General features: G+C 36.3%; 20 protein-coding genes and 1 riboswitch. Of the genes, 12 read left to right on the top strand and 8 right to left on the bottom strand.

Annotated elements, in window-relative coordinates; all coding sequences use genetic code 11:
- Positions 1 to 21: 21 nt before the first annotated feature.
- On the bottom strand, positions 22 to 1,326 hold the full coding sequence (locus FCJ93_RS14300) for a nucleobase:cation symporter-2 family protein (RefSeq protein ID WP_137743989.1): 1,305 nt from the start codon (positions 1,324 to 1,326) through the stop codon (positions 22 to 24).
- Complete coding sequence (locus FCJ93_RS14295) at positions 1,323 to 1,913, bottom strand: xanthine phosphoribosyltransferase (RefSeq protein ID WP_095313245.1); 591 nt, start codon at positions 1,911 to 1,913, stop codon at positions 1,323 to 1,325. The genes FCJ93_RS14300 and FCJ93_RS14295 overlap by 4 nt, the downstream gene beginning before the upstream one ends.
- A gap of 259 nt (positions 1,914 to 2,172) precedes the next feature.
- A riboswitch (purine riboswitch) is annotated at positions 2,173 to 2,274 on the bottom strand.
- A 286-nt stretch (positions 2,275 to 2,560) separates the two neighbouring features.
- Here FCJ93_RS14295 and FCJ93_RS25480 point away from each other — a divergent pair.
- From FCJ93_RS25480 to FCJ93_RS14275, 4 genes are all read left to right on the top strand, one after another.
- Positions 2,561 to 2,842, top strand: coding sequence for a LysR substrate-binding domain-containing protein (locus FCJ93_RS25480; protein WP_268951596.1), 282 nt, complete (start codon positions 2,561 to 2,563; stop codon positions 2,840 to 2,842).
- A gap of 300 nt (positions 2,843 to 3,142) precedes the next feature.
- Positions 3,143 to 4,495 (top strand): DNRLRE domain-containing protein, encoded by a 1,353-nt coding sequence (locus FCJ93_RS14285; protein ID WP_137743988.1) that lies wholly within the window; start codon positions 3,143 to 3,145, stop codon positions 4,493 to 4,495.
- 63 nt (positions 4,496 to 4,558) lie between these two features.
- Positions 4,559 to 7,972, top strand: coding sequence for an RHS repeat-associated core domain-containing protein (locus FCJ93_RS14280; protein WP_137743987.1), 3,414 nt, complete (start codon positions 4,559 to 4,561; stop codon positions 7,970 to 7,972).
- A 5-nt stretch (positions 7,973 to 7,977) separates the two neighbouring features.
- The gene (locus tag FCJ93_RS14275; RefSeq protein WP_137743986.1) at positions 7,978 to 8,391 is read left to right on the top strand and encodes a YxiG family protein; all 414 of its coding nucleotides are present in this window, start codon (positions 7,978 to 7,980) and stop codon (positions 8,389 to 8,391) included.
- A gap of 655 nt (positions 8,392 to 9,046) precedes the next feature.
- On the opposite strand, the gene FCJ93_RS14270 is transcribed toward FCJ93_RS14275, so the two are convergent.
- The 3 genes from FCJ93_RS14270 to FCJ93_RS14260 form a co-directional block, all read right to left on the bottom strand.
- The gene (locus tag FCJ93_RS14270) at positions 9,047 to 9,637 is read right to left on the bottom strand and encodes a guanylate kinase (protein ID WP_137743985.1); all 591 of its coding nucleotides are present in this window, start codon (positions 9,635 to 9,637) and stop codon (positions 9,047 to 9,049) included.
- A 707-nt stretch (positions 9,638 to 10,344) separates the two neighbouring features.
- A complete protein-coding gene (locus tag FCJ93_RS14265; RefSeq protein ID WP_235879487.1) occupies positions 10,345 to 10,686 on the bottom strand; it encodes a spore coat protein in 342 nt (113 codons plus the stop codon).
- Positions 10,687 to 10,704: 18 nt separating this feature from the next.
- Entirely contained in the window at positions 10,705 to 10,983 is a 279-nt protein-coding gene (locus FCJ93_RS14260; RefSeq protein WP_137743984.1) for a ferritin-like domain-containing protein, read from the bottom strand.
- Positions 10,984 to 11,265: 282 nt separating this feature from the next.
- Here FCJ93_RS14260 and FCJ93_RS14255 point away from each other — a divergent pair, with 282 nt between their 5' ends.
- The 3 genes from FCJ93_RS14255 to FCJ93_RS14245 all read left to right on the top strand — a co-directional run bounded on the left by FCJ93_RS14255 (position 11,266) and on the right by FCJ93_RS14245 (position 13,068).
- Complete coding sequence (locus tag FCJ93_RS14255; protein WP_095313232.1) at positions 11,266 to 11,613, top strand: hypothetical protein; 348 nt, start codon at positions 11,266 to 11,268, stop codon at positions 11,611 to 11,613.
- A 53-nt stretch (positions 11,614 to 11,666) separates the two neighbouring features.
- Positions 11,667 to 11,861 (top strand): histidine kinase, encoded by a 195-nt coding sequence (locus FCJ93_RS14250; RefSeq protein ID WP_095313230.1) that lies wholly within the window; start codon positions 11,667 to 11,669, stop codon positions 11,859 to 11,861.
- A gap of 337 nt (positions 11,862 to 12,198) precedes the next feature.
- Positions 12,199 to 13,068, top strand: a complete 870-nt coding sequence (locus FCJ93_RS14245; protein WP_095313228.1) for a mechanosensitive ion channel family protein — start codon at positions 12,199 to 12,201, stop codon at positions 13,066 to 13,068.
- A gap of 185 nt (positions 13,069 to 13,253) precedes the next feature.
- On the opposite strand, the gene FCJ93_RS14240 is transcribed toward FCJ93_RS14245, so the two are convergent.
- Positions 13,254 to 13,712: a DinB family protein gene (locus FCJ93_RS14240; protein WP_095313226.1), complete on the bottom strand. Its 459-nt coding sequence runs from the start codon at positions 13,710 to 13,712 to the stop codon at positions 13,254 to 13,256.
- Between the two features lie 133 nt (positions 13,713 to 13,845).
- Between FCJ93_RS14240 and FCJ93_RS14235 the strand changes: the two genes are divergently transcribed.
- The 3 genes from FCJ93_RS14235 to FCJ93_RS14225 all read left to right on the top strand — a co-directional run bounded on the left by FCJ93_RS14235 (position 13,846) and on the right by FCJ93_RS14225 (position 17,243).
- The gene (locus tag FCJ93_RS14235; RefSeq protein WP_211344122.1) at positions 13,846 to 14,349 is read left to right on the top strand and encodes a GyrI-like domain-containing protein; all 504 of its coding nucleotides are present in this window, start codon (positions 13,846 to 13,848) and stop codon (positions 14,347 to 14,349) included.
- A 283-nt stretch (positions 14,350 to 14,632) separates the two neighbouring features.
- Positions 14,633 to 16,423, top strand: coding sequence for an oligoendopeptidase F (gene pepF, locus FCJ93_RS14230; RefSeq protein WP_137743983.1), 1,791 nt, complete (start codon positions 14,633 to 14,635; stop codon positions 16,421 to 16,423).
- Positions 16,424 to 16,520: 97 nt separating this feature from the next.
- The gene (locus tag FCJ93_RS14225) at positions 16,521 to 17,243 is read left to right on the top strand and encodes a DUF2161 domain-containing phosphodiesterase (protein WP_137743982.1); all 723 of its coding nucleotides are present in this window, start codon (positions 16,521 to 16,523) and stop codon (positions 17,241 to 17,243) included.
- 43 nt (positions 17,244 to 17,286) lie between these two features.
- Here the strand turns inward: FCJ93_RS14225 and FCJ93_RS14220 are convergent, their stop codons facing one another.
- Positions 17,287 to 17,973, bottom strand: coding sequence for a DUF1287 domain-containing protein (locus tag FCJ93_RS14220; protein WP_095313220.1), 687 nt, complete (start codon positions 17,971 to 17,973; stop codon positions 17,287 to 17,289).
- A 266-nt stretch (positions 17,974 to 18,239) separates the two neighbouring features.
- On the opposite strand from FCJ93_RS14220, the gene brnQ reads away from it, so the two are divergent.
- Complete coding sequence (gene brnQ, locus FCJ93_RS14215; protein ID WP_137743981.1) at positions 18,240 to 19,598, top strand: branched-chain amino acid transport system II carrier protein; 1,359 nt, start codon at positions 18,240 to 18,242, stop codon at positions 19,596 to 19,598.
- Between the two features lie 131 nt (positions 19,599 to 19,729).
- On the top strand, positions 19,730 to 20,167 hold the full coding sequence (locus tag FCJ93_RS14210; protein ID WP_095313216.1) for a peptidylprolyl isomerase: 438 nt from the start codon (positions 19,730 to 19,732) through the stop codon (positions 20,165 to 20,167).
- Between the two features lie 103 nt (positions 20,168 to 20,270).
- Here FCJ93_RS14210 and FCJ93_RS25905 read toward each other — a convergent pair.
- The coding region (locus FCJ93_RS25905) for an IS3 family transposase (RefSeq protein WP_137743581.1) at positions 20,271 to 20,346 on the bottom strand (76 nt) is incomplete at its 5' end.

The raw sequence follows: 20,346 nt of genomic DNA, 5'->3' as shown, positions 1-20,346 counted from the left end.
AAGAAAGAGTGCTTTAATCTATTATGAGGCTTGCTGTTCTTGAACAGGATGATTTGCTTTTTTTCTAGGGGCAAGATGAAAGATGATATTCAACACGATCGCTGTTAGACTTCCGATAACGATGCCATTGCTTGTTAAAATGTGAATTCCTTCTGGAAGATTGTTAAAAATAGCCGGAACAGTTGTAACACCGAGCCCCATTCCAATGGAACAAGCAACAATTAAAAGGTTCTCCTGAGAGTTAAAATCAATCCTACTAAGCATTTTGATTCCTGCAGCAATAACCATTCCAAACATGGCAACCATTGCTCCACCGAGCACAGAGGTTGGAATAACCGTTGTGAATGCACCAATTTTTGGAATGAGGCCAAGGAGGACGAGAATGATTCCTGCTGTGTATATAACATTATTACGTTTAACACCGGAGAGCTGCAGAAGCCCAACGTTTTGCGAGTAAGTCGTATAAGGGAAAGCATTAAATACGCCGCCTAAAACAATGGCTAAACCTTCTGCGCGATATCCCTTCGATAAATCCTTTTCAGTAATCTTTTTCTCAGTAATTTCACCTAACACAAAATAGACACCTGAGGATTCTACAAGACTAATAATAGCAACAATCGTCATCGTCAAAATAGCAGACCATTCAAAAGTCGGCATTCCAAAATAAAATGGCGTTGGCAAATGCACCCATGATGCTTCGGAAACTTCACTAAAATCAACCATGCCGATTAAGTAAGCAACAGCCGTTCCTGCTAACAGCCCGATTAAGATTGAGATGGAGCGGATGAATCCTCTCGTAAAGCGGTATAAAAGCAAAATGAACAATAACGTAGAGAAGGCAAGGGAAATATTTGTCAGTGAGCCATAGTCAGCACTTCCTTCACCGCCGGCAATATTATTCATCGCTACCGGGATAAGAGTGATACCGATAATTGTCACAACAGAGCCCGTTACGACAGGTGGAAAAAATTTAACCAATTTACTAAAAATAGTAGAAATTAAAATGACAATTAAGCCTGATACTAAAATAGCTCCATAAATTGCGGAAATTCCATGTTCTCCACCAATAGCAATCATAGGAGCCACTGCGGTAAATGTACATCCGAGTACAACCGGCAAGCCAATTCCGAAAAAACGATTCTTCCAAACCTGTAAAAGGGTCGCAACCCCACACATTAAAATATCAATTGATACTAAATAAGTAAGCTGCTCACCTGTTAATCCTAACGCACCTCCGACAATAATAGGTACGATCACTGCTCCAGCATACATGGCCAAAACATGCTGAATCCCTAATGATGTTGTTTTAAACAAGTCTCTGTTCATAATAGCGCAGCCTCCACTTCATCCAAAAATTGCACGCCACCTTCAAGAGAACTTATTCTAGCAAGAGATTCGACTCGAAAGCCTTTTTCTCTAAGTAGGCTGCCACCATTTTGGAATGATTTTTCAATCACAATCCCAATACCTGCGACTTCTGCACCCGAAGCTTTGACAATATCGACTAAACCTAATGCTGCCTGACCGTTAGCGAGAAAATCATCAATAATTAAGACACGGTCATCTTGCATTAAAAATTGATTTGAAACAGAAATCTCGTTGGTTTCATTTTTTGTAAACGAGTGCACGCTTGCAGTAAGTAAATCATTAACTAGAGTCAGTGACTTTCTTTTGCGAGCAAAAACGACAGGAACCTCTAATTCTAAAGCGGCCATTAAGCCTGGTGCAATTCCGGAAGACTCGATAGTCAACACTTTGGTAATATTTTCTTTCTTAAAACGGTTGGCAAATTCCTTTCCAACTTCCGCCATCAATCGGGGGTCAATTTGATGGTTTAAAAAAGAATCAACTTTTAAAACCTGTGAAGAAAGTACTCTTCCTTCAAACCTAATTTTGTCTTTTAATGTTTTCATCATTTTCCTCCTTATGGCATTGGCTTTTTAAAACAGAATGGTTGATAAAGTGATTTTGGATCATTTCGTATGAAATCAAAGCTTCACACCCTTTTAAGAAACACTTTAGGATCAGAGAGGACATGAACCAAAAATTGGACAGTATAAAAAGCCATTACATAAAAAACCTGAACGTCATGACACTCCTCAAACATGAGTGAGCCAATGACCTTCAGGTGCTATCATAGAAGGAAATGGAATAAACACCTTTCATTAGGTGTTATCCCCATTGCTCACCCATAGTCAGTATATTTACGGTACACTGGTAGAAACTTGCAGGCCATATCCCCGCGATTATATGAGTGAATGCACTTATTCATTTGTATGAAAGTATTATAGGAGCAAATCTTAATTTTGTAAATGGGAGAAGATGAAATATTAGTAATGAATGCTGATTGTTTACCTAGTAAAAACGTGCTAAAAATGAATTAGAGAAAAGGGTTGGAGGTTTTTTTAAATGGAATTGCGGCAATTAAAATATTTTCTTACAATAGCAAAATGTAAAAACTTGCTTCTTTAAAAAAGTTCATCTTAAAGAATTAAAGGATGAAGAGCTCATCTTTTATCATGAAGATTTTACCCTCCATGACATTATGTGAAAGAAATTTATCGAGAGCGGTTTTGAACCAAAGATTTTATTTAAAAGCTCACAGTGGGACTTTATGTCAGAAATGGTCGCTGCCAACTTAGGGGTAACGATCCTGCCGGAATCAATTTGTAATCGAGTTATGAATAAGCGCATTCGAATCATAGAACTTATTCCGATAACCCCCTGGAATCTTGCGCTGATTACAAAGAAGGATAAATATCTTTCATATGCCGGGCGAACTTTTATCGATTATATTTCAAAGCATTCTTCCTCACGCATTGGATATAACTTAAAGTTATGAAAATCATAATAAATATGTATTTTACGCTTGTTCCTTAACCGTTGTAATATAGTCATATCCATTTAAGGGGAGGGAGCATGAGGAAGAAAATTTTAACGATTGCCAAAATTTCTCTGTTTTGTCTCATTTATAAACAAACAGAAAATTAATAATTTGATTTATTTGTGACACTATCTTGTGTTAAAACAACTATTTTACAAATTTTACAGATAGATTACAAAATAGTAAGTTATGCCTATTTAACATATATAATTAAAGTTTATACTATTCTTAGAATTAAATAGATATGGAGGAATATATTTGAATCGAGTTATAGCAAAACTAGTAGTTGCAACATTGTTATTCAGTGTGGTACCACCACTAAACAATGTGGAGGCAACTTCAGCAGAAGAAAAAGAGGTCATAGTGCCTTCTCCTCAACAAGAGCAAGAAATTGTTGAAAAACGGACGTCCACATCTCAAGTCTTTAAACAGGAAGATGGTTCTTACAAAATGGAAATCTACTCGGAACCCATTCATGTTCAAGACGAAGAAACAAAAAAATGGGAACCGATTGATAATACATTAACGAAAACAAAAACAGGCCGTTTTCACAATAAGAAAAATGAATTCGATGCCTCTTTCTCGTCAAAAATTAAACCAAATCAGCCTCTTATGTCAATTGAACAACAAGGTAAAGCTGTAGAAATTGAATCGGTTGATCAAAATGGAGAACTGGCAGCGGAAGTCCCTGCCGTGGTGGAAGAAAATAAAGTTATATACAAAGAGATTTATCCCAATACAGACCTCTCCTACACCGTTAATAACAGCAAGATTAAAGAAGATATTTTATTAAAGGAAAAACCAAGCAATGACAAGCAGTTAGAATATACATTTCAATTTAATATCAGTGGATTAATATTGGAAAAAACAGAAGATGGTTACTTATATTTACTTGATTCTTCCTCGAAAGAACATCTTTTTGCAATTGAAAAGCCTTTTATGATGGATTCATCAAAGCCAGAAGGATTTGTTTCTAATATGAAGACGCCCATGCCAGAAGGGGCATGGAGTGATCAAATTGAAATGTATACCGAGCAAAATGGAGATAACCTAATCCTTACTCTGAAACCTGATATGGAATGGCTAAAAGCATCAGAGAGGGTATACCCTGTTGTACTTGACCCTACTGTGAAAGTATTCCAACCTAAAAAAGACTTGAACGATACAACGATCCGAAGTGCCTTGCCAGATACAACAGGTGGAGCCGATTTGGAACTAGGAGCAGGTTTTCATAAAACCTCTAACAATATTGTTCGATCGCTCCTTCAATTTGATGTTGGAACATTGCCTAAAGGCGCAAAAATAATGAGTGCTCAGTTAAATCTCCATCTGTCATCTGTCTGGAATGATACATCATCCGTTATTCAGCTCTTTGAAATGAGGAACGCCTGGGAGGAAAACCGAGCTACGTGGAATCGCCGAACATTAAGCGATTTGTGGACGAACAAAGGCGGTGATTATACACCTGTCAGCCTTTCCGCCCAGACAATTGGCGCACTTGATACTTCTCTTCCAGCACCACCATTATTTAAGTGGCGTATAAGTGCAGATATCGTCCAGAAGTGGATTAATCAGCCCTCTCAAAATTTAGGCTTGATGCTAAAAGCTTAGAATGAATCACTTGCGACGTACAAAAAGTTTTATTCCGGTGATGCTTCTGGGGCAACAGGTGATTTGAAATATTCACCCAAGCTTTCAATTGTATATTATCCTGTCAGCCGACTAGGTCTAGAAGATTATTGGTCGTATGCGGAGCATGCACTTTCTGATGGACAAGGCTTTGTAAATCTCGGAACTGGGAATCTGGTTCTCGAAACCACTGATTTTTCTGTCAGTGGACGTGGGAATTCTGGTTTTTCCTTCTCCCGAACATACAATTCCAAAGCGGTAGAGGATTCACCGATTGGCTATGGATGGTCATATACAGGCAGCGATACGGTAACCCAATTTCCTAATAATGATGTTCTCTATCAGCAGGAAGATGGAACGGTTCACTTTTTCACTTACGACACAACAACTGGAACATATAAAGCTCCAGCAGGTCTTTATTTGACTTTGACCAAAGCCAATACGGACTCCTTTGTTTTAGCTGACTACAATGGGAATCGGACGGTTTTTCGTGATCTGATTAAAGATCCTGAAGCACCAAGCCGAATTTACCGAATCGATTATGAGGAAGACAGGAATAAGAACAAAATTACGTATCAGCGTCAAGCGGATGGCACATTAACAGGTATTACCGATGCATCTGGTCGTAGATTAACATTGGACTATCAAAATGGCCGTATTGTTTCCACGAGCTTTGAAGGAACCAAGAAAACAGCTTATACGTATGATGCAAACGGTAATTTAAAAACATCTACCATTTTTAAAGATGGAGAAACAGGATCTGTTACAACTTTCAATTATAATACAGACGGTGAATTAGTTACCGTTATTGACGCGAAAAATCAGGAAACCAATTACACCTATACAAACGGCTTTTTAACAAATGTACAACAGCCAACGATTGCAGATACAGCTCTTTCAAAAACAACCTATTCCTATGATATTTCGAATTATATAGCTATAGAAACAGATGCGAAAGGAAACCAAACAGAGTATTGGTTAGATGATAATTATGTCATACTAGAAACCATCGATCCTCTTGGAAATATCACAAGTACCGAGTATGATACGAACTATAACCCGATCATCCAAACAGATGCCTTGGGAAATCAGACGATTAATACCTATGACAGTAAAGGGAACCTGTTATCCACAAAAGATCCGCTGGGGAATACGGTTACCTATACGTATAATGAATTTAGCCAGCCACTGACGGTTACCGACTCCAAAGGAACAACAACAAACGTATACAACAGTGTAGGTGATCTGATCGAGGAGATCAATCCTGCAGGGGAAACAACGGTCCATGAATACGACAGTTATGGAAATTTGATTAGTACAACATTTGCGGATGGCACGAAAGAAAATTATGTATATGACGAAAATAAAAACTATCAGAAGTCTGTAACGGATCCTCTAGGAAGGACCACCACTACTCTTCAAGATAAATATGGAAACACAACAAGTGTTACTGATCCGGTGTTAAATACAATTAATTACACCTATGACCTTCGAAATTTGTTGACACAAGTAAAAGATGCTAAAGGCAATGTAACCTCTTATGATTATGATGCCAATGGAAATTTGATAATGACGACAAATGCAGCAATGCAACAGACTCTTTTTACATATAATGCTCAGAATCAGATGACATCAAGAAAAGAGCCACTTGGAGAGACAATAACTTATATCTATGATGAGAATGGAAATAAAAAAGAAACCGTTTATCCATCTGGAGATAAACTACAAAATATTTATAATAATAATAATCAGCTCTCTCATATAGCATTAAATGGTTCAAGAAAATGGACATACACCTATAATGCGGATGGCAATGTTGCTGCTGTACTTAATGTTGTAACAGGAGCAAAAAAGACTTTCTTGTATAATGCAAATGGCAAAATATTAAAGTCAACACTTGGAAGCCAGTCTGTTCAATATGGTTATGATAGTACAGATGCTGCTATTTCTGTGAAAGGCCTATCAGGCACACAGTCTTTTACACAAAACTATACAATTGATAATCTGGAACGTCTGTCACACGTTAAGCGAAATGGAACCAGCCAGGTATCTTTAACGTATACTACAACAGATTCACCGGCTACAATTTCATATGTAAATGGTATTTCATCAACGTATGAATATGATGTAGCGAGACAGCTGAAGACGCTGACGGTTAAAAAAGGAACAGCGATTTTCGATACCTTTAAGTATGAATATGATACACGAGGAAATATAACATCCGTTACGTCTAATGCTGGTACAGCCACATTTCAATATGATAGCAATAACCAGCTAATCCAAGAAACGACCATAGACGGTGCGTCTATTACATATGAGTATGACGGATTAGGCAACCGGACAAAGCAGATAACGGCGAAAAATGATCAGATTACAACCGAGACTTATTCGTATAATGCCAATAACCAACTAACAGCATCAAATGGTCAATCATACATTTATGACCTAAACGGAAATCGTATGCGGGACAGAAGCTACAAGTATGTGTATAATAAACTAAATGAGCTGGTGGAAGTTCAGAAACTAAGTGGCCAAATTGTAGCAACCTATGCTTACAATGAAGAAGGCCGCCGTATCAGCAAAACCATCAACGGCCAAACAACATACTATCATTATGATGAAAATCAGGTGCTATTTGAAACGAATGAGGATGGCACCATTACTGCAGAATATTCTTACGATGATTATGGACGCCCTCTGACAATGACAAAGGATGGAAATACTTATTATTATGTAGTTAACGAACATAAGGATGTTACTGCCTTAACGGATGCATTTGGAAACACTGTCGCTTCCTATATGTATGACGGATGGGGAAATATTTTATCAAAAAGCGGTCCGATGGCAGATGTAAACCCGTATCGATATGCCTCTTACCGTTATGACAATGAAACAGGTTTATACTATTTGTTGGCACGATATTATGAACCAAAAGAAGGAGTTTTCTTAGCAGTTGATCCTAAGCCAGGTGAAGCAATAGATCCTATTAGCCAGCATCCATATGCGTATGCTCAAAATAATCCAGTTATGCTAGATGATCCGGACGGTGAGCATCCACTTGTGGCTATTTTAGTTTATACTGGTGGGCGGTATGTTGTTAAATATGTTGCAAAAAAAGGGATTAAGTATGCTGCCAAAAAATATAAAGGAAAAATGCCAATACCATCTACACAAACTGTTGCAAAACTTGTAGCAAAGAAAATAGGCGGAAAAACTTCCAAATTAAAAAATGGTTATAAAGTTGAAATACCTAATGGAAAGAAACCGATTACTGTTCGAATAATGAATACTGGTTCAGGTGGAAGGGCTAAACCATATTTTAGAGTAAGTATTGATGGAAAAGGGTCTTATACAATTAAAGGTAAACTATCTGGGGACAAAGGACAAACTCATATTGATTTAGGAGATAACTTCTTAAGTCAAATAACCAAGATGGTAAATGCAGCTAAAAGGAAATGATGTAAATGGAGAATTTGAATGAAAAGTTAGGTAGTTTGTGGGCAAGTGTAATTGAAAAAATTGACTTTAACTTAATGGAAAACTCAATTCGTATGAATTTGAAGTTAACGGAAAATGGAAATGTTGAATATTTTGAAATAGCTTTTAAAAATGTCTCTTCTTATTATTTTTTAAAGAACAATGGAGAAAATAGATTTTCTTTTTATGAATTAGAAGATGGGGATTATTTAGAACTCACATCTATTGACTATTTTGAAAATGGTATAGGAGAGATTTCTATGAATTCATCTTACGAATGGACAAAAGAATATTATTCTAGCGCTAATTTTGTGATAGAAATTTGGAGTTCTCTTTTATTAATTGAGGCGGATATCTTCGAACTCAATAAAAAAACTTACACTCATTTAATGAAATTTTAATGAATATCAAAAAAACCGTTTGTAAAAGTCAAACTTTTACAAACGGTTTTTTTGATTAGGCTTGATGATAGACAGGGTTCATGCTGTAGACCGCAAAGTAATCTGTAATAAAAGTAAATGGACAAGAAAATTAATGATCCTTATTTTTTATTTCTTCAAGCTTTCTTCGATTGACTGCCCTTCTTAAGGGACAGGTTCCTTGTCCCTTAAGAAGGGCTCTGTAGAAAGAAATCTCTACAGAGTTTTTTCTTTTCTAGAAATTTACGTTGCCCTCTAATCGATCTATTATTACTATATTCTCTCTAAATGGTTAGTTCCAACAAGTTAAACTGTATATCTTTGCTTTGAATGTTTAATTCATATTCCTACTGTGGGAACAAGAAAAGAATATGGATATTGTGAAGTAGGAAATTTATTTTTAATCAACACCAAATCAAAAAACCGATTACTTAGCGTAGGAAATCGGCTTTCTTCATGTCGAAATCTTAGCATATGTTTTTCGCGTTTTGTTGGTAGGACCTCTATAGGCTTTATTATATACCGAGTTGATTTTTGGCTCATTTTGTTTGAAACATTGGTTTCACACGAAATGAGCCAAAAATCGTTTTATCCACAATTATTGTTTAACAACACCTTTTCATTAATTGAATCGTGATTAATAATCGGTGACAATCAAATCTCGGTCTAAAAATTTTTCAATTTCTTCGCTGACCTGATACGATATTTGTGGCGAATCATAATTTTCAAACACATATTCACATTTGCTTTTGTAAGCCATAATTTCATCGTAATGGGTGAGATGGCGCTCAATATCTCTCTCATTGTCGCCCCGTTCCTTTTGTCTATTTATGACTGTATCACGGTTGGCATAAATAAAGAATCTCATGACCCGTTCACCATACATCCTCTTAAGCTTTTCCGTTCCTTCAGGATTTAAAGTTAAATAGACAAGATTGTGATTTTCAAAGGCTCTAATTATGTCTTTTTCTCGAATGCCATAGTGATTTCCATCAAGCTCAACAGCCTCTAAAAATTCTCCAGCTAGATTCATAGTTCTAAATGTCTCTTCATCTACAAAGTGATAATCCTCACCATTTGTTTCGTAGTGGCGGGGCAGACGTGTCGTGTAAGAGAGCACTGTCTCCATATCAAAAGCAGTCGCCACCATTTTTGCCACCGTTTTTCGACCAGAACCATCAGGGCCGGTATAAATAAAAAGCATTTCCTTTTCTTTAATCCTGTACATGGACAAACCTCCTCATTTAAATAATTGGTGTCATGTGCAATAGAAATAGCTACTGAGTTTGCTCTTATTTACATTGTATCAGATTTTTTGAAAAATTAGAATATTTTGTCAAGGGTTCTTCTTTTTTTAATTATGTTTTTTAACAAAAGAAAAAAGCGCAAATTATCTTTGAAACCATTAAAATTCGAGATACTCCTGCAATGGTTATTTCAAAGCTATTTTTCTGAGTGCTTATCGCCTTACACGATAAAGTTAAATCCCCGATTTGTAGATGTTAGGTCTTTGCTGCTTGAAAACCCATAAAAAAGTGATCCACAACAAACCTAGACCATAAAAGAAAGCGAATGAACTTCATTCGTTTTTAACAAATTTAGCCAAAAGAAAAGGGCTGTCCAAAAAAGTCTGCTTTCACTGACTTTTTTGGACAGCCCCAAGTGAAATTTTGGTTTCACGCGAAATGAGGGAAAAATCATTTTATCAACAATTCTGTTTAACAAAGCCATTTAAAAAGAGAAAGAACGCTTGCTTGTGATCAAATAACGAAACATTAGCACGGCTCTGATTCGAGAAAACGAAGGGAGAAAGTCAACACTCTCTTAACATTTGATCGAGTCAGAGCAAGCTTTTAACACGGAAAAATTATTTTCTATAATTAATATTTTTCATGTAGCTTAACATTGCAAGGATCGTCCCTGCAAAAGGCAAGATTATTGATAAGGGAATTGTGTAGAGTAATTGCTAAATTGTTGGTACGCTTGATCAACTTTTTGCTGTTCAGCTGCCTCCAATTTATACCAACCCTTTTTAAACATTAAATTAAAAAGTTCTCTTGAAGTTTGATGCGTCTCTTCCAATATTTGCAAAAAGTCTTGATACAACTGGTCATGACTTGCCTCACGAACGGCAATATTTAAACTATCTGTTAAATACTTACACGTGGATAATCCGTCATTGATAAAGTCTCTTTCATTCATTTCTGGTGTTTTTATCTTCGGTAACTGTCCTGTTGAAGGATTTGCAATCTGCTTGTTTTGTTGTTGATTTTGCAAAATACATCACCTGCTTTCTTAATGCTGTTGACCTTGATTTGGATTCGGAACATTCGCCATAATGGCATCGTTATTAACCTGTAAATGGGAAAGTAAACGTTGATAATGATTTTGATGCATTTGTCCAGCCTGTTCAAATGCTTGTTTAATCTCAAGATCATTTACTTGCTGTGCATAGAAGTGAAATTTCTTGAATGCAAGTAATTCCCACGACATTGCATCCTTTAAATAGGACAAGTCCTTTGTCGTAATGGCCGGTGGTGGTGACGGCATTGGTGTTTGTTGTGAAATTTGCATAGTCTTCTCCTTTACAAAAAAATTTATGTCAATAAAGGGCAATGTTGTGAATAAAGATCCATTTCCCTCTTTTCCATCATTCCCTTTATCAACTCCTGTTGCACGAGTTAAGCCTTGAAAAACTTGATCCATCGTTTATTTTTTTTCTTCAATTATGTACACCTCCTCATCCCTAGGTTTCCACGAAATAAATCGGATATTCATCGTTCAAAGCATCTTCTAAAAATCGACAAATTCACATACATTTACGGTAGAAAACAGTAATGTGAGGAGGGACAATAATTGAAATTTGAACAAGAGCGAGCAACTCTATTTGGAGAAAATTTAATTCATTTTGCTCAGTATGTTCGCAATAGTGAAAACATCAATAATCTATCTGATCACCATAAACTATTTCGCCTTAAAAACATCATAGAAGAATATCGTATACAATTATTAGGGGAAGAAATTGTTCGGCTTAATCAATTTAATTGGCAAAAGGAACAATCTGAATTATTAATTTTTAGAGCTTGCAAAGCACTCGAAAATATTGCTGAATATGTAGAAAATAACTTAGATGACCTCTTTATTTACTCTGCAAGAATCCATATATTGAAGCATTTTTATGAATCCTTCCATTTTACCAACTGATGCTAGACCGCTATAATAGAAAGAGATAATGCTGAAAAAGGGGAAAAACGATCTTGAAATCCAAAAGAGTCACTTTTATCGTTCCAATAATGGTTATTGTTGGCATAGCATCAATTTATATGCTGCAAACAGGCTATTCCGAAATTGATCTTTCCATTCGAATGTTGATTACATTCGGTGCCGTTATTTTTTCAGGAATTATTTCCTATTTTTTATTTCCTGAGAATGAAGAAAATAAACGTAGATGAAATCAACAGGTTTCATCTTTTATTTTTGAGGATTTATTAAAAATACTGTTACATTTCTTGCGAAAGAGAGGATTTACAAGAATTTCAGTTCCACGAAACAGTTGGAGAAAAAGAACCAAAATTCAAGACCGACAAATAACAAAGTCAATTTAACAGAATTTCAAACTAGTATAAACCGTTTGTTTTTTAACTTCATTTTATCGTAGATCTCCGACATATCCATGCTGGGAGAAGGGGCGACATTAAATATGAGAAGGCTCGATTTTCATCAATCAAACTAAAAAGCCAACAACATCAGATAACAGAGAGATTGTTTAAGAAAAGAAAGGATGTCTTTATGTTTAAATTAGAAAACTTCATTACAAATTTCGATTGGGAAAATCTGCTGATTAAAGGCGGAGTAATTACACTTAAAGTAATTGGGATACTTTTCGCCTACTGGATTATTAGACGGATTGGCCGTAAAATTCTTGATCGGACATTTAATAATATATTGCACCGCCAAGATATAACCGAAGGAAGAGCCTTAACATTACATCGCTTGGCAGAGAATATTTTTTCATATGCATTAGTTTTTATCCTTGCTGCCACTCTATTTAGCGTTCTCGGAATACCGGTTGCAAGTTTAATCGCTGGAGCCGGGATTGTCGGCCTAGCTGTCGGTTTCGGTGCCCAAGGACTGGTTAGTGATGTTGTAACCGGATTTTTTCTTTTACTTGAAAAACAGATTGATGTTAATGATTATGTCACGGTCGGAAACTTTGACGGCATTGTCGAAGCAGTGGGGCTTAGAACAACGCAAATTCGAGGCTTCGATGGGACACTGCACTTTATTCCAAATCGAGAAATAACAAGTTTAAGCAATCATTCAAGGGGGAATATGCGCGCGCTAGTCGATATCGGTATTTCCTATGAGGATGATATCGATCATGCCATTGATGTTATGCAGCAGGCATGTGAGCGAGTTGCTAAACAAACCTCAACAATCCTTGAGGGACCAAATGTTCTTGGTGTACAAGCGTTCGGTACCTCAGAGGTTGTCATTCGCGTCATTGCAAAAACAGTGAACGGTGAACAATGGGCAATCGAAAGACAATTAAGAAAAGCTATTAAAGAGGCTTTCGATGCACATGGAATTGAAATCCCACTCCCGCATCAAGTGTTAATCCAAAAACAGTCAGAATCGCAACAAAAGTCATTAAGTTAGAGATCAATAGTGCAGGAATGAGCTTCGCAACAGTGATAGTTTCGCAATATCCATCGAGACAAGGCTTATTCTGGCGTAATGGAAACCTATGATAATAACCATCGATGCACTCATTTAAAGAGTGAACGACAATAATAAAGAAATGTTTAAAAGCCGTTCAACATAAGTTGGCGGCTTTTAAACAATTATAGAAATTTCTTAATATCTAGAATGGCTTGAAAATGTATTCCTTCGTGGAAAATTGTGCGGATGAGCACCTGTTCAATAGTATACATCCCCATATCTGTAGGTTCAAATTCCTCTTCTAATCTTTCGCCAAAGAGTTTTTTGATTTCGCTAGGCTGGTTTTTTAAAAGTGTTTTTAACTCCTGTGTACTCGGAGTTTCCGCTGTAAAATCGCTGGGCGATGTGCGGAAACCGAACGACCTCTGAAAAACTTCGGGTAGATTCACTTTTTCCTTCGTTACTGCCTGAATCCAAAGATATTGGTCTAAATAGAGATGCCCTAAATTCCAACGAATATTGTTGTTAAACCCATTTGGAATAAGTTCAGCTTGCTCTTCGCTAATGTTTTCAATAGTTTTTAAAGTTAAAGAACGATATGCTTCTAATTGATTAAATAAAACTTCATGTCTTTTTTTCAACTTTCATTCCCCCATATTTATGTTATTGAATAAAATACGTGATCGCTTCATTGAATTCCTTCCAAAAATAGAAGGAATTTTCGTAATCATAGAAGAATTAAATGTTAATAAATTATAAAGAGGTGTATGATAATTGGAATCATCCCGCTATATTGTCAAGAAGTTACCTGCGTATCGGGCCATTGGCCTGAAATGGGAAGGTGCATACAGCGAAGTGGCACAATTAAAGGAAGTAATCAATGAAATGACTCTACGAATAGACGAGTTAAAAAATCCACTTGATCGCAACACACAGCTTGGTTTATCTTATCATTTAAGACCAGACGGTTTTGTCCATTACTCCCTTTTTGAAGTAAACGAGTTTGAGGAAATACCACCTGGGATGGTGGAATTCTATGTTCCTGAACTCACATATGTCACCACACATCACGATAAAGGAGAGAATATAGGGCAAAGCTATTCGGAAATCGGAATTTGGATTAGCAAAATGAACTATATCCCGTATGTTGATGCAAGTAAAACCTATTACGACCCATTACCGATTAAACATGAAAGATACCCGCGTGATAGAGACTTGTCAGATCCACATTTTGAAATTCTCATCCCAATTGAAAATGTCATTTCGAAAAAAAAATAAACTGCATATTTGGAGGGAATGAAATTAGGTCATGAACTTTTCACGAGGAATCAAATGTATCACCGGAAGTAAAAGAAATTTATGTAGCAGGAGGAAAAAACAGAGATTGCTTATAAAACGATGAGAGATGCTGCTGTAATTGCTAAAAAATGTTAGGCATTTCAGATCGCCAATGGTTGACAGAAAAGAAAATAGAGGTATATACGTCTCTTACTTTTATCAAAACGGAAAAGTCTTTTGTCCAAATGGACCCAGATCAGTTAAATTAAGAAGGAGTGCAACTATGACAATAACTTACAAATCACGCGAAGAAGTTCCCTTAAAGGAAAAATGGAATTTAGAGGACCTTTACATAAATCTTCAAAAGTGGGAAGAAGATTTAAAAATGATAGAATTGCTGGCAAATGAATTAAAAACTTTTGATGGAGCTATACACAACGGAATTCAGTTATATCAATTTTTAACAACTCAAGAGAAACTGTCCTATAAATTTAATCACCTCTTTGCCTATGCAATGCTAAAGGTTGATGAGGATACTCGTGATACAACTTCCCAATCATTATTGGAACGTGCAAGAGCATTAAGTGTAAAGATTAGTTCAGCTACATCTTTCTTTCTCCCTTTTTTGCTAAGCTTAGATGAACATACCTTAAAAAAATATATAGCTGAGGAGAAAGGATTAACTTATTTTGAGAAAGACCTTTTTGAATCATTTCGATACAAAAAGCATGTATTGAGCAAGGAACAAGAAGCGCTCATGTCTCAATTTGGGGAAGCCTTATCAGCACCAGCCAATACTTATGCGATGATCAATAATGCTGATATTAAGTTTGGAGAGGTGACAAATGAAAGTGGGGAAAAGGTTGAGCTTACAAGAGGAATGTACTCGAAATTAATCGAGGATGAAAATCGGGATAAGAGAAAGGAAGCCTATAAAGCTTATTACAAACCATATCTCCAGATGAAAAATTCAATCGCTTCAACCTTGGCTGCGGCAATTAAAAATAATGTAACCACTTCAAAAATTCGCAACTACCCATCTGCACTTGAAAAAGGCTTATTTGCAGATAACGTTCCAAAAGAAGTGTACGAAAACTTAATCATGGCGACCAAGAAGCATATTGCACCATTGCATCAATACTCAGAATTTCGTAAAGAAAAGCTTGGGCTCGATGAATTAAGACAGTATGATATGAATGTTCCTCTTGTCAGTGGTGTAAAGCAGGTTATCCCTTATGATAAAGCATATGATATTATGCTAAGAGCATTAGCTCCACTAGGTGAGGATTATGTAAATACATTAAAGGACTTCAAAAAGGCGCGCTATTTTGATGTCAGAGAAACTCCAGGGAAACGTTCAGGCGCCTATAATCTTGGCGTCTATGGCGTGCATCCGTTTATTCTCTTGAATCATCAAGATGATCTCGATAGTTTATTTACGTTAGTCCATGAATGCGGCCATGGCGTACACAGTCAACTAAGTTCTCAATACCAACCACAAATTACAGCTCGCTACAGTATTTTCGTTGCAGAAGTAGCTTCAACGGTCAATGAAGTGTTGCTTATCAATTATTTGTTAGATAACGAAGAAAATGAAAAAGTACAACGTCATTTGCTTAATCATTTCATTGATAAATTTAGAGGGACATTCTTCACACAAGTCATGTTTGCTGAATTCGAAAAATTAACACACGAAAGAGCTGAACAAGGGGAGCCATTAAATGTTGAAGTTTTTAATACCATCTATGAAACTTTATTAAGAGAATATTATGGTGATACTATCGTTGCCGATGAAGAGATGAAATACGGATGGGCAAGAATCCCACATTTTTATCGACCATTCTACGTATATAAGTACGCAACAGGATTTGCATCAGCAATTCAAATTGCGACGAATCTTCTAAAAGGTAATGAAGAAACTTTATACAACTATTTAGAGTTTTTAAAGAGTGGAAGCTCCGATTATCCGCTTGAGCTGTTAAAGAAAACGGGAGTCGATTTAACTTCGCCAGAACCAATCAAGAATTCTTTGGCCAAGTTTAAGGAACTAGTTGAAGAATTTTCATCTCTATAAAATAATGGCTTGTTACTGCTGGAAAGTATATATAAGGTCACTTCCTTTTAAATAATTCATGTTATACTTACCTTCAGAAAGTATGAGGGGTTTAGTGATGAACAAAGAGAAGAAATATGAAAAAGATTTATTTCCACCAGTTAAAAAATATTTTTCTAAACTGAACTATGAAGTATATGGAGAGGTGAACGACTGTGATGTCGTTGCCGTTAAAGCGGATGAATTGATTATTATCGAATTAAAATTACACTTCAACAGTGACTTACTAATTCAAGCAACAAACCGGCAACGTCTTACGGATCAAGTGTACGTTGCCATTCCAAAACCGCGTTTCAAACGAAATTCAAAAAAATGGCATGATATGTGCCATCTGTTGAAGAGGTTAGAGCTAGGCTTAATTATGGTTACATTTTTAAAATCCACTACTAAACTTGAAGTGATTTTAGAACCTGGACCATATGATCGAAAATATAGTATTCAAAGTTATAAAAGAAAACGTCAAAAGCTATTTGATGAAATTAAAGGTCGAAATATAAACGATAATATTGGTGGGAGCAATCAGATAAAAATCATGACCGCCTATAAGGAAAATTGTATTCAGATTGCCACTTGTTTCCTTCAATACGGACCATTATCACCAAAAAAGCTTCGACAATTGGGAACTGGAGATAAGACGCTATCGATTTTATCTCAAAACCATTACGGCTGGTTCAGAAGGATTGCAAGAGGAGTCTATGATCTTAGTGAACTAGGAAAAAAGGAGTTAGCAAATTTCCCCGAAGCTGTCAGCTACTACACAAGCTTAAATAAACAAACCTAGTCTGAAGGCTACAGCTTCAGACTAGGTTTGTTTTAGGAACGCATTAATATTTCCAGCGATAATGTCCGGCAATAGGCGTCTTAAATGAAGTTAATTTGACTTCCGCAGCAAAGGGTGGGTTATTATGAATAAGATAGGGAGTACCGTCTGCAGCACGTTTGTCAGAAACAATTCCTACATGATGATATCCATCTAGAAATACGACAATATCGCCTGGTTGCCACTCTTTCAAATTTTCCACATCTCCTGGTACTAAATCGGTAGTTAGGCTCTCAGCATACCTTTCAAAAAAGACATATTGATTAGGTACTCGACGGAAATCGATATTTGGATCAGGTGCCCCTCCTACACGAGGATACAAATCCGTGTTAGTCGCAATATCGGCATCCATGACATCCTTCAAATTAATATTTGCCCCCAATAATCCACGCCAGATCACATCTGTACACACCCCTTCATCATCCGGGGGATAGCCACCATCATAATAATTGCTTTCATAACGGGTTCGCTGCTCAACCTCTTTTCGTGCTGCTTCAACAATATCGATTGGATCTGGTATCTGATTCTCATTTCTATCGACTTTAGCATATGCAGCTGGAATTTCAACCTTCTGTATAAATGGATTCTCCCAGTGAACCCCGAGATAATCAAGAATAATTCCTTTTCGAAAGAAGACAATAATGGAGAGTAAGAAAATAAATAAAAGAATGATTCTTGTTTTTTTCTTCACATTGTTCACCTCATTATAAGCACAGACGATTGAAATGAAAAAAAGTTTCAAGTAAATTTTAAATATTAACAAAATTATTATCGAGATATATAATTTTGCAACCTCATGATTATAATAAATGTATTATTAAAAGAGTGATAAAGTAAGAAATTGTGAAATTTTCTTAAAAATTTACGCAATTCCAGAAAATATTATTGTTTTTTCAGAAAAATAGTTGTATGATAGCTTTTGTTGATTATTTTTATCGTCTAAGGAGTAGTTTTTTTATGAAGAACAAACTTTCTTTTTCATCTTATTCTGTCATAGGAGTTATGCTATTTGCTCTATTTTTCGGAGCAGGGAACTTAATTTTTCCGGCACAGCTCGGGCAGAATGCTGGGACAAACTTTTGGCCAGCCGTCATTGGCTTTTTAACTACTGGTGTCGGACTTCCCTTGCTCGGGATTTTAGCAATGGGCTTTTCTGGAAGTTCCAATTTACAGGATTTAGCAAGTCGTGTTCATCCGACATATGGAGTATTTTTTACTTCATTATTGTACTTAACAATTGGACCCTTCTTTGCAACACCGCGGACCGGTACTGTTGCATTTGATATTGGAATTTCTCCTTTTGTGGGAGAAAAATTTTCACAATTTGGACTCTTTATTTTCACACTTATTTTCTTTGGAATTACATTGTGGTTATCATTAAATCCAGCGAAAATAGTAGACCGAGTTGGAAAAATATTATCACCAGGAATTATTATTTTACTATTTGTATTATTGCTAATGTCGATCGTAAACCCAATCGGCTCTTTTGAAGCACCTCAAGACGCATACAAAAATGGGGCATTTAGCAAAGGCTTTCTCGAAGGTTACAATACAATGGATGCCCTTGCTTCACTCGTTTTTGGAATTATTGTTATTAATGCGATTCGTGCATTAGGTGTGACTTCGAAAGGAGAAATTTTAACGGCTACCATTAAAACGGGGCTTGTAGCAGTTTCCTTGCTGGCATTAATCTATGTCGGCATCACCTATTTAGGAGCTACCACGACAGAGCGTTTTGGGTTATTTGAAACAGGCGGACCAGTATTAAGCAATGCTTCTTCGTACTATTTTGGCTCATTTGGTTCATTGATGCTCGCTATTTTGATCACACTTGCATGTTTAACAACCAGCATTGGGTTAATAACAGCTTGTGGAGAATACTTTCATACGTTGCTGCCAAAAGTTAGCTATCAAGTATTTGTGATTATTTTCTCTCTATTTTCGTTTGTTATTGCCAACTTTGGATTAGCAAATATCATTACATTCTCCATTCCAGTATTGATGTTTTTATATCCACTTGCCATTACACTTATGATGTTAACTTTCGTTTCACCATTCTTTAATCATGCGAGATTAGTGTATGTAGCAGCAACAGTAGTTGCCTTTTTAATTAGCATTATAGATGGCTTTAAAACATTATGTGATTCACTTGAAATTTCCTATTTTAGATGGATGGAACCGATTATCTCCTTTTATAAACAAACATTGCCTTTCTATGAGCACGGGCTAGGCTGGCTTATTCCAGTCGTCATTACAATGGTTATAACAGGAGTCATCTCCCGCTTTCAAAAGACAGAAACAATTTATGTAAAATAAGGATTATAAAATGGAACCAGTTCTTACTAAAAGGGCTGGTTTTCATGCACGTAAACAAGCCCTTTGCTTTTCTTTCTTATTAACTTCATGTATGATAAAGACTGATTCATTTAGATAAAGGAGTGGTCGAGATGACAAAAAAAGGATACATACAAATGCAAGATGGAAAGAAAATTGAATTTGAATTATACCCTAATGAAGCACCGGGAACGGTAGCCAATTTTGAAAAGCTGGCAAATGAAGGCTTTTATAATGGCTTAACTTTCCACCGTGTCATCCCTGGTTTTGTTAGCCAAGGTGGTTGCCCAGTTGGAAACGGAACAGGTGGACCAGGATATACAATAAAATGTGAAACTGCTGGGAACCCACATAAACATGAGGTAGGATCCTTATCAATGGCTCATGCAGGCAAAGACACTGGTGGAAGTCAATTCTTCATTGTTCACGAACCACAGCCGCATTTAAATGGCGTCCACACTGTTTTTGGCAAGGTGACTTCCGGAATGGAAACCGTTCTTAACCATAAACAAGGCGATGTGATGGAGAAAGTTGAAGTATTTGATGCATAAAAAAAGAGAGTAGAGACTCTCTTTTAGAATGTCGGCAAAAAGGCATCGAGAGGTAAATTGATCTGCACCCTGTCAAGTAGACAGTGGAAATAATAAAAATGATCTAAGCGGCTTTAGCTCTATATTCCATAGGGCTAAGGCCGTTTAATCGTTTTTGATATCTTTCATGATTATAGAAT

This window comes from Robertmurraya siralis (assembly GCF_005502275.1).
Taxonomy (GTDB): domain Bacteria; phylum Bacillota; class Bacilli; order Bacillales; family Cytobacillaceae; genus Robertmurraya; species Robertmurraya siralis.
Note: the sequence above shows the minus strand (reverse complement) of the source record. Positions and strands in the feature narration are given on the sequence as shown.

Excerpts from the sequence above, each read along its gene's own strand:
- brnQ (WP_137743981.1), top strand. The coding sequence starts at position 18,240 with ATGAAGAACAAACTTTCTTTTTCATCTTATTCTGTCATAGGAGTTATG.
- FCJ93_RS14210 (WP_095313216.1), top strand. The coding sequence starts at position 19,730 with ATGACAAAAAAAGGATACATACAAATGCAAGATGGAAAGAAAATTGAA.
- FCJ93_RS14295 (WP_095313245.1), bottom strand. The coding sequence starts at position 1,913 with ATGAAAACATTAAAAGACAAAATTAGGTTTGAAGGAAGAGTACTTTCT.
- pepF (WP_137743983.1), top strand. The coding sequence starts at position 14,633 with ATGACAATAACTTACAAATCACGCGAAGAAGTTCCCTTAAAGGAAAAA.
- FCJ93_RS14225 (WP_137743982.1), top strand. The coding sequence starts at position 16,521 with ATGAACAAAGAGAAGAAATATGAAAAAGATTTATTTCCACCAGTTAAA.
- FCJ93_RS14260 (WP_137743984.1), bottom strand. The coding sequence starts at position 10,983 with ATGCAAATTTCACAACAAACACCAATGCCGTCACCACCACCGGCCATT.
- FCJ93_RS14245 (WP_095313228.1), top strand. The coding sequence starts at position 12,199 with ATGTTTAAATTAGAAAACTTCATTACAAATTTCGATTGGGAAAATCTG.
- FCJ93_RS14270 (WP_137743985.1), bottom strand. The coding sequence starts at position 9,637 with ATGTACAGGATTAAAGAAAAGGAAATGCTTTTTATTTATACCGGCCCT.
- FCJ93_RS14275 (WP_137743986.1), top strand. The coding sequence starts at position 7,978 with ATGGAGAATTTGAATGAAAAGTTAGGTAGTTTGTGGGCAAGTGTAATT.
- FCJ93_RS14300 (WP_137743989.1), bottom strand. The coding sequence starts at position 1,326 with ATGAACAGAGACTTGTTTAAAACAACATCATTAGGGATTCAGCATGTT.